Genomic DNA, 7,681 nt, shown 5'->3' with positions numbered 1-7,681 from the left:
GACGACTTTCGAGCGAACGGGCTTGACCGACGCCGTGTCGGTCACGGCCTGCCAGGCCTGCACCGACCCCCAGTCGTGGGCGAGCAGGTGCACCGGGCGGCCGGGCGAGACCTCGTCCGCGACGGCGGCGAGGTCGGCGGCCAGCCGCTCGATCCGGTACCCCGCACGGTCGGCGGGCGCACCCGAGGCGCCTGCCCCGCGGACGTCGTAGGTCACGACCCGGAAGTCGTCCGCCAGCAGGGGGACCACCCCCGCCCACACCGTGTGGTCGTCCGGGTAACCGTGCACGGCCAGGACGACCGGGGCGTCCTCCGGTCCCGCCTGGTAGAGGGCCAGGTCCACGCCGTCGGGGGTACGCATGGTGCGGATGGTAGCTACCGTCGAGTAGGTGATCGGGCTCACATCCTTTCGAGAAGCGGAACACCCTCCGGTCACTCAGCCTTGAACCACGCGGAACACACCGGCGGGGACGAAGCGCGACAGGCGACGAAGCCGGGCGACCCGGACTCCCCGAACCGCAAGGAAGGCTCCCGCCGTTGAGCACCACCACGTCCACCCCGAGCCGGACCCGGCTCGCCCTGCTGCTCGGCGGGCTGATCGCACTGGGCCCCCTCACCATCGACATGTACCTGCCCGCGCTGCCGGGCATCGCGGGCGAGTTCGCGGCGTCGTCGTCGACGATCCAGCTGACGCTCACCGGCACCCTGGTCGGCCTCGCGGTCGGCCAGCTGTTCATCGGGCCGCTGGCCGACGCCGTCGGGCGCCGCACGCCGCTGCTGATCGGCACCGCGCTGCACATCGTGTCCTCGCTGCTGATCATCGCCGCCCCGAACATCGCCGCGTTCGGCGTGCTGCGCGTCCTGCAGGGCGTCGGCGGCGCGGCGGGCGCGGTCGTCGCGATGGCCGTGGTCCGTGACCTGTTCACCGGGCGCGCCGCGGCCACGCTGCTCTCCCGCCTGATGCTCGTCATGGGCGCGGCCCCCGTGCTCGCCCCGACCCTGGGCGGCGAGCTGCTTCGCTTCGCCGACTGGCGCGGCGTGTTCCTGTTCCTGGCGATCTACGGCGGAGCGATGCTCGCCCTGCTGGCCGTGGGACTGAAGGAGACGCTGCCGGTCGAGCGCAGGCGTCCGGCGCAGATCGGCGCCACGCTCGCCAGCTACGGCACGCTGCTGCGGGACCGCACGTTCGTCGGGCTGATCCTGGCGGCGGGCTTCGCCATGGCGGGCATGTTCGGGTACGTCTCGGGCTCCAGCTTCGTGTTCCAGGAGCAGTTCGGGCTCGACGCACAGCAGTTCGGCCTGCTCTTCGGCGCGGGCGCGATCTTCCTGATCGCCGCCACCCAGGCCAACGCCGCGCTCCTGCGCCGGTTCGAGCCCAAGCAGATCCTGCTGGTCGCGAGCATCACCGGCACGGTGTCGGGCGCGGTCCTGGCCGTGCTCACGGCCACCGGGACCGGTGGACTCGTCGCCGTGGTCGTCCCGCTCTGGGCCGTGCTGGCCTCGGTCGGCCTCGCGCTGCCGAACGCCCCCGCCCTGGCCCTGTCCCGGCACGGCGAGCGCGCGGGCACCGCGGCCGCCCTGCTCGGCGCGGTGCAGTTCGGCGTGGGTGCGGTGACCTCGCCGGTCGTCGGCCTGCTCGGCAACGACGCCTTCGCGATGGGCCTCACGATCGCGGGCGCCCAGGTGCTCGCGTTGGCCGTACTGCTCCTCGTGGTCCGACCGTGGCGGCTCGACGACCTCGAGGAGTCCACCCCCGCCCCCGCGCGGACGGAGTCGGTCCCCGAGGCCGCCTGACCCCCTCGCACGAACGGCACTCTCGCTCAGACCTACTGAGCGAGAGTGCCGCTCGTTCGGGTCAGGCCTCGCGTTCGAGGCGCTCGATCGCCCAGCCCGCCCAGTCCCGGACCGCCTCGTACTGCCGCAGGCCGTACTCCGCGGCGAGCTGGCCGAAGCCCTCCGGACCGGTCAGCGCGTCGGGCTCGGCCTCGCGGACCTTCCGCAGCTCCGCGGCCGCCCGGTCGGTGGTCTCGGCGATCCGCTGCAGGACGACCAGCGCGTCCGCGGGTTCGAGGGCGGACAGCATGAACATGCGCAGGACCTGCTCGTTGCGCACCTTCGCCTGGGTCGGCGGAGACATCAGCCAGGTCCGCAGCTCCGCCCGCCCCGCGTCGGTCGCCGCGTAGGTGCGCGAGCCGCGGGCGCCCTCGGACGTGACCTCCACCAGGCCCTTCTCGGCCATCCGGTTGAGCTCGGGATAGATGCTGGTGTGCCCGGCCTGCCAGGCGTAGCGACCGAGGTCCTGCTCGAAGACCTTCGTCAGCTCGTACCCGCTGCGCGGCTGGACGGCGAGCAGGCCCAGCAGGGCGTGCGGCAACGACATGCGCGCAGCCTACATGTCGTCACCGACATGTCAGTCTTGACACGTCGGCCCGGGCCGAGGATTCTCGTGCCCATGACCACCACGGAGACGCCCCTGTACCTGCGAGGTCACCTGGCCCCGGTGCCGGACGAGATCACGGCCCACGACCTGCCCGTCGAGGGCAGTCTGCCGCCGGAGCTGACCGGCCGGTACCTGCGGAACGGCCCCAACCCGCTGCCCGGCGAGGACCCCGGCCACTGGTTCGCGGGCCACGGGATGCTGCACGGCGTGCGACTGCGGGAGGGCCGCGCGGAGTGGTACCGCAACCGCTGGGTGCGCACCGGCGCCTTGGAGGGTCGCCGCTTCGTGCAGCCGGACGGCACGTTCGACCGGACCGCCGTCACGGCGAACACGCACATCATCGAGCACGGCGGGCGGCTGCTCGCCCTGGTCGAGAACGGGTTCCCGTACGAGGTCACGCCCGAGCTGGAGACCCTGGGCCCGCGGGACTTCGACGGCAGGCTGACCACCGCCATGACCGCGCACCCGAAGACCGACCCGGCCACCGGCGACCTGCACTTCTTCGGCTACGGCGCGCTGCCGCCGTTCCTCACCTACCACCGGCTCACCGCGGCGGGCGAGCTCGTGACCAGCGCCGAGATCGCCGTCGCCGGGCCCACGATGATGCACGACTTCGCCGTCACCGAGCGGCACGCGATCTTCCTCGACCTGCCCATGGCCTTCTCCATCGAGGCCGCCATGGCGGGCGGGCTGCCCTACGGCTGGAGCGACACCTACGGCGCGCGGCTCGGCGTCATGCCGCTGGACCACCCGGGCGAGGTCCGTTGGTTCGACATCGATCCCTGCTACGTCTTCCACGTCGGCAACGCCCACGAGGCCGACGGACGGATCGTGCTCGACGTCGCCCGGTTCGCCCCCGAGGACATCAAGGCGGCGTGGACGTCCATCGGCCCCGATCCGGCCGGACACGCGTCGGCCTTCGCCGCGCAGGGCGTCGCCACCCTGCACCGGTGGACGCTCGACCCGGCCACCGGCGTCGTGACCGAGACCCGACTCTCCGAGCGCGGTCTGGAGTTCCCGACCGTCGACGACGACCGGGCGGGTCGGCCGAACCGCTACCTCTACGCCGTGGGGGACGACGCCCGACGCTCCGCCGTGCTGCGGCACGACTCCGCGACCGGTGCCGTCCTCGCCCACGAGCTGGGCACCGAGGTCGTGGCGGGCGAGGCGGTGTTCGTGCCCGCCGCCGACCGCGGAGCCGAGGACGAGGGCTGGCTGCTCTCGATCACCACCACCCGGGACGGGAAGGCCTCCGACCTGCTGGTCCTCGACGCGTCGGACCTGAGCCGGGTCGCGCGCGTCGAGCTGCCCCGCGGGGTGCCCGCCGGGTTCCACGGGTCCTGGAACGCCGACGCCGCCGCGGACGAGTCCTGAGGTGATCACCCTGGGGGGACGATGACCGAGAACAGCCCGGCCGCGAGCGTGCCGGGACCGATGACGATGCTGCGCGGGCTGGCGCTCGACGTCGGCCTGCCCGTGCTCGCCTACTACGCACTGCACCTGCTCGGCGCCTCCGACTGGATCGCCCTGCTCGCGGCGTCGGCGGTCGCGGCGGTCCGGGTCGTCTGGTCGGCGGTGCGGGCGCGGAAGCTGAACGTGTTCGCCACGGTGATGCTGCTGGTCTACGGGGCGGGCTTCGCGATGGCCTTCTTCACCGGCGACCCGCGCACGCTGCTGCTGCGGAACTCGCTGATCACGGCGTCCGTCGGGACGGTCTTCCTGGTCACCGCGATCCGTGGGAAGCGGCCGCTGACCCTGGCGGCCCTGCAGAGCTTCACGCCCGCCAAGGCAGCGGAGGCGCAGCTCGAGTACGACACGGACCCGCACGTCCGGCGCGGGCACCGGTTCTCCTCGACGGTGTGGGGCGTGGGCCTGCTCGCCGAGGCGGTCCTGCGGGTCCCGCTGGTCTACCTGCTGCCGGTCGACGTGGCCGTCGGGGTGACCGAGGTGCTGTTCGTGGGCACGTTCGTGCTGCTCATCGCGTGGAACGGCTGGTGGGTGGCACGGGCGCGGCGGCGGGGGTCCGCACAGTCGTCCACGGAAGGAACAGCTGCGTGAGCGGGCCGATGGCCAGGGCGTAGAGCACGGTCCCGATCCCGACGGTCCCGCCGAGCAGCCAGCCGGTGCCGAGCACGACGACCTCGATCCCCGTCCGCACCACCCGGATCGACCAGCCGGTGCGGGCGGCGAGGCCGGTCATCAGGCCGTCGCGGGGGCCGGGGCCGAGCCGGGCGCCGACGTAGAGCGCGGTGGCCAGACCGTTGAGCACGATCCCGCCCGCCATCAGCGCGACGCGCGCGGGCCAGCCGTGGGCCTCGGGGATCAGCGCCAGGGCGGCGTCGACGGAGAAGGCGATCACGACGACGTTGGCCACGGTCCCGATGCCGGGCCGCTGCCGCAACGGGATCCAGAGCAGCAGGACCGCCACGCCCGTGATCGCGGTGATCACGCCGAAGCTCAGCGGCAGCAGGTGCTCCAGACCCTGGTGGAGGACGTCCCAGGGGTTGAGGCCCAGCGCCCCGCGGACCTGCATCGCCATCGACGTCCCGTACAGCGCCAGACCCACGACGAGCTGGGGGAGCCTGCGGAGCGGGGCGTGCGTGACGGGGAGCGGGCGGAGGTCGGGGGCCATACCCCCAGCATGCGCCCCGGGTGGCCTGGTCGCCGAGAGCCACTTCGGCATCGGTGGCCTGGGCCCGGCTCGTGACACAATGGCCCGCGAGCGCGACTGGCGGCAGACGAGGATGGCATCGACCATCGGGGAGCTGAGTCCGCGGGGGTCGACCGCCTGGGCCTCCGCGCCCACGAGGGAACCTCATGACCGCACGACTGCTGTCCGGCAAGCCCGTCGCCGAACGGGTCCTCGCCGACGTCACCGCCCGCGCCGACGCCCTGCGTGCCGGGGGGATCACCCCCAGCCTCGCCACGATCCTGGTCGGGGACGACGACGCGTCGGCCGGCTACATCCGGATCAAGCAGAAGCAGGCCGCGGAGCTCGGGATCGACTCGCCGCACGCCCACCTGCCGCAGGACACCACGCAGGAGCAGCTGGTCGCCACGATCCGCGGGTTCAACGACGACCCGGCGGTGCACGGCCTGCTGATCCAGTACCCCGTCCCCGACCACCTCGACTACGACGCCGCGCTGGCCGAGATGGATCCGGATTCCGACGTCGACGGCATGCACCCGATGAACATGGGCAGGCTCGCCGTCGGTCTGCCGGGCCCGCTGCCGTGCACGCCCGCGGGGATCGAGGAGCTGCTGGCCTTCCACGAGATCCCGGTGTCCGGCCGCGAGGTCGTGATCCTGGGTCGCGGCGCCACGCTCGGCCGCCCGCTCGCGATGCTGCTCGCCCAGAAGCGGCCCACGGCCAACGCGGCGGTCACCGTGGTGCACACCGGCGTGCCGGACTGGGAGCGCTACACGCGGCGTGCGGAGATCCTGATCGCCGCCGCGGGCGTGCCCGGGATCATCCAGCCGCAGCACGTGAAGCCCGGCGCGACGGTCGTCGGCGGCGGGGTGCGGTACGAGGGCAAGCGCCTGCTGCCCGACGTCGACGAGTCCTGCGCCGAGGTCGCGGGCGCGATCACCCCGCGCGTCGGCGGCGTCGGCCCGACCACGGTGGCGATGCTCTTCCGCAACGTGATCGCCGCGGCCGAGAAGGCCACCACCTGACCGCCGAGATGAACGTCAGTGCTGTTGGATCATGGTCGACACAGCACTGACGTTCATCTCGGCTTGACCTGAAGTGCGGTTCAGCTCGTAGCGTCCCGGCCCATGGACGTGAACACCTGGTCGGCCCTACGGACCGCGTCGCAGGAGCGAGCCGAGAACCGGGCTCCGGTGCCGGTCACCCTGCGCCGGATCGCGGGGTTCGCCCGGCCGCACCGGCGCAGGCTGGTCGCGTTCGCGGTGCTCAGCGTGCTGGGCGCAGTGCTCACCGTGCTCACGCCGCTGCTCGCAGGTCGAGTGGTCGACGCGATCGACGCCCGTTCCGGGCTGGACGTCGTGGCCGGGATCGCCGGGCTGATCGCCGTCGTCGCCGTCGCGGAGGCCGGGCTCGGCCTGCTGACCCGCTGGTTCTCCGCGACGATCGGCGAGGGCCTCATCCTCCAGCTGCGGACCGCCGTGTTCGACCACGTGCTGCGGATGCCGGTCGCCTTCTTCACCCGGACCCGCACCGGCGCGCTGGTCAGCAGGCTGAACAACGACGTCCTGGGGGCCCAGCGGGCCTTCAGCGACACGTTGTCGGGGGTGGTCGGGAACGTCGTGACGCTGGTGCTCACGCTCGTCGTGATGCTGGGGATCTCCTGGCAGGTGACGCTGTTGGCGCTGGTCCTGCTGCCGGTGTTCGTGATCCCCGCGCGCCGGATGGGCTCGCGGCTGGCCCGGCTGCAACGGGAGGCCGCGGACCACAACGCGGCGATGAGCACGCAGATGACCGAGCGGTTCTCGGCGCCGGGCGCCACGCTCGTCAAGCTGTTCGGGCGCCCGGCCGAGGAGTCCGCGGAGTTCGCCGCGCGGGTCGCGCGGGTGCGCGACATCGGGGTGCGGTCGGCGATGGTGCAGTGGGTCTTCGTGACGGCGTTGACGCTGGTCTCGGCCCTCGCCCTGGCCCTGGTCTACGGCGTGGGCGGCGGGTTGGCGCTGAGCGGGATGCTCGCGCCCGGCGCCGTCGTCTCCCTCGCCATGCTCCTGACCAGGCTCTACGCCCCGCTCACCGCACTGGCCGGCGCGCGGGTGGAGGCGATGAGCGCGGTCGTCAGCTTCGAGCGGGTGTTCGAGGTGCTGGACCTGGAGCCGATGATCGACGAGCCCGCCGTACCGCGCGAGCTCCCCGCGGGCCCGCTGGAGGTCCGGTTCGACCACGTCGGGTTCGCGTACCCCTCGGCGGACAAGGTCTCCCTGGCCTCGCTCGAGGAGGTGGCCACGTTGGACACCCGCGGGGGCGAGCAGGTCCTCCACGACGTCTCGTTCACGGTGCCCGCCGGGACGATGACCGCGCTCGTCGGCACCTCGGGGGCCGGGAAGTCCACGATCGCGCAGCTGCTCGCCCGGCTCTACGACGTCGACTCCGGTTCGGTCGCGCTCGGCGGGGTGGACGTGCGGGACCTGCGTGCCGCGGACCTGCACGGCGACGTGGGGTTCGTGACGCAGGACGGGCACCTGTTCCACGACTCGATCCGCGCGAACCTGCTGCAAGTCGATGATCTTCGTCAAGGACGAGGACGGGCTCTACACG

At 72.9% G+C, this 7,681-nt stretch carries 8 protein-coding genes; 5 read left to right on the top strand and 3 right to left on the bottom strand.

Going from position 1 to position 7,681, the window contains the following annotated elements; genetic code table 11:
• The coding region (locus H5J29_RS14315; RefSeq protein WP_181781449.1) for an alpha/beta fold hydrolase at positions 1-360 on the bottom strand (360 nt) is incomplete at its 3' end.
• 176 nt (positions 361-536) lie between these two features.
• Here H5J29_RS14315 and H5J29_RS14310 point away from each other — a divergent pair.
• A complete protein-coding gene (locus H5J29_RS14310) occupies positions 537-1,793 on the top strand; it encodes a multidrug effflux MFS transporter (RefSeq protein WP_181781448.1) in 1,257 nt (418 codons plus the stop codon).
• Positions 1,794-1,854: 61 nt separating this feature from the next.
• Here H5J29_RS14310 and H5J29_RS14305 read toward each other — a convergent pair whose 3' ends face one another.
• Entirely contained in the window at positions 1,855-2,379 is a 525-nt protein-coding gene (locus tag H5J29_RS14305; RefSeq protein ID WP_181781447.1) for a PadR family transcriptional regulator, read from the bottom strand.
• A 72-nt stretch (positions 2,380-2,451) separates the two neighbouring features.
• Here H5J29_RS14305 and H5J29_RS14300 point away from each other — a divergent pair, with 72 nt between their 5' ends.
• Both H5J29_RS14300 and H5J29_RS14295 read left to right on the top strand, forming a co-directional pair.
• A complete protein-coding gene (locus tag H5J29_RS14300; RefSeq protein ID WP_181781446.1) occupies positions 2,452-3,813 on the top strand; it encodes a carotenoid oxygenase family protein in 1,362 nt (453 codons plus the stop codon).
• A gap of 21 nt (positions 3,814-3,834) precedes the next feature.
• The gene (locus tag H5J29_RS14295) at positions 3,835-4,497 is read left to right on the top strand and encodes a VC0807 family protein (protein ID WP_181781445.1); all 663 of its coding nucleotides are present in this window, start codon (positions 3,835-3,837) and stop codon (positions 4,495-4,497) included.
• Here the strand turns inward: H5J29_RS14295 and yczE are convergent.
• Positions 4,415-5,071 (bottom strand): membrane protein YczE, encoded by a 657-nt coding sequence (yczE, locus tag H5J29_RS14290; RefSeq protein ID WP_181781444.1) that lies wholly within the window; start codon positions 5,069-5,071, stop codon positions 4,415-4,417. The two genes, H5J29_RS14295 and yczE, sit on opposite strands and share 83 nt — an antisense overlap.
• 185 nt (positions 5,072-5,256) lie before the next feature.
• On the opposite strand from yczE, the gene H5J29_RS14285 reads away from it, so the two are divergent.
• Positions 5,257-6,114, top strand: coding sequence for a bifunctional 5,10-methylenetetrahydrofolate dehydrogenase/5,10-methenyltetrahydrofolate cyclohydrolase (locus H5J29_RS14285; RefSeq protein ID WP_181781443.1), 858 nt, complete (start codon positions 5,257-5,259; stop codon positions 6,112-6,114).
• Positions 6,115-6,216: 102 nt separating this feature from the next.
• On the top strand, positions 6,217-7,681 hold a 1,465-nt coding region (locus H5J29_RS14280), incomplete at its 3' end, for an ABC transporter ATP-binding protein (RefSeq protein WP_181781442.1).

Origin of the sequence: Pseudonocardia pini (assembly GCF_013870575.1) — a bacterium.
Taxonomy (GTDB): domain Bacteria; phylum Actinomycetota; class Actinomycetes; order Mycobacteriales; family Pseudonocardiaceae; genus Pseudonocardia; species Pseudonocardia pini.
Note: the sequence above shows the minus strand (reverse complement) of the source record. Positions and strands in the feature narration are given on the sequence as shown.

Coding starts and splice junctions, on each gene's coding strand:
- H5J29_RS14285 (WP_181781443.1), top strand. CDS start 5,257: ATGACCGCACGACTGCTGTCCGGCAAGCCCGTCGCCGAACGGGTCCTC.
- yczE (WP_181781444.1), bottom strand. CDS start 5,071: ATGGCCCCCGACCTCCGCCCGCTCCCCGTCACGCACGCCCCGCTCCGC.
- H5J29_RS14295 (WP_181781445.1), top strand. CDS start 3,835: ATGACCGAGAACAGCCCGGCCGCGAGCGTGCCGGGACCGATGACGATG.
- H5J29_RS14300 (WP_181781446.1), top strand. CDS start 2,452: ATGACCACCACGGAGACGCCCCTGTACCTGCGAGGTCACCTGGCCCCG.
- H5J29_RS14305 (WP_181781447.1), bottom strand. CDS start 2,379: ATGTCGTTGCCGCACGCCCTGCTGGGCCTGCTCGCCGTCCAGCCGCGC.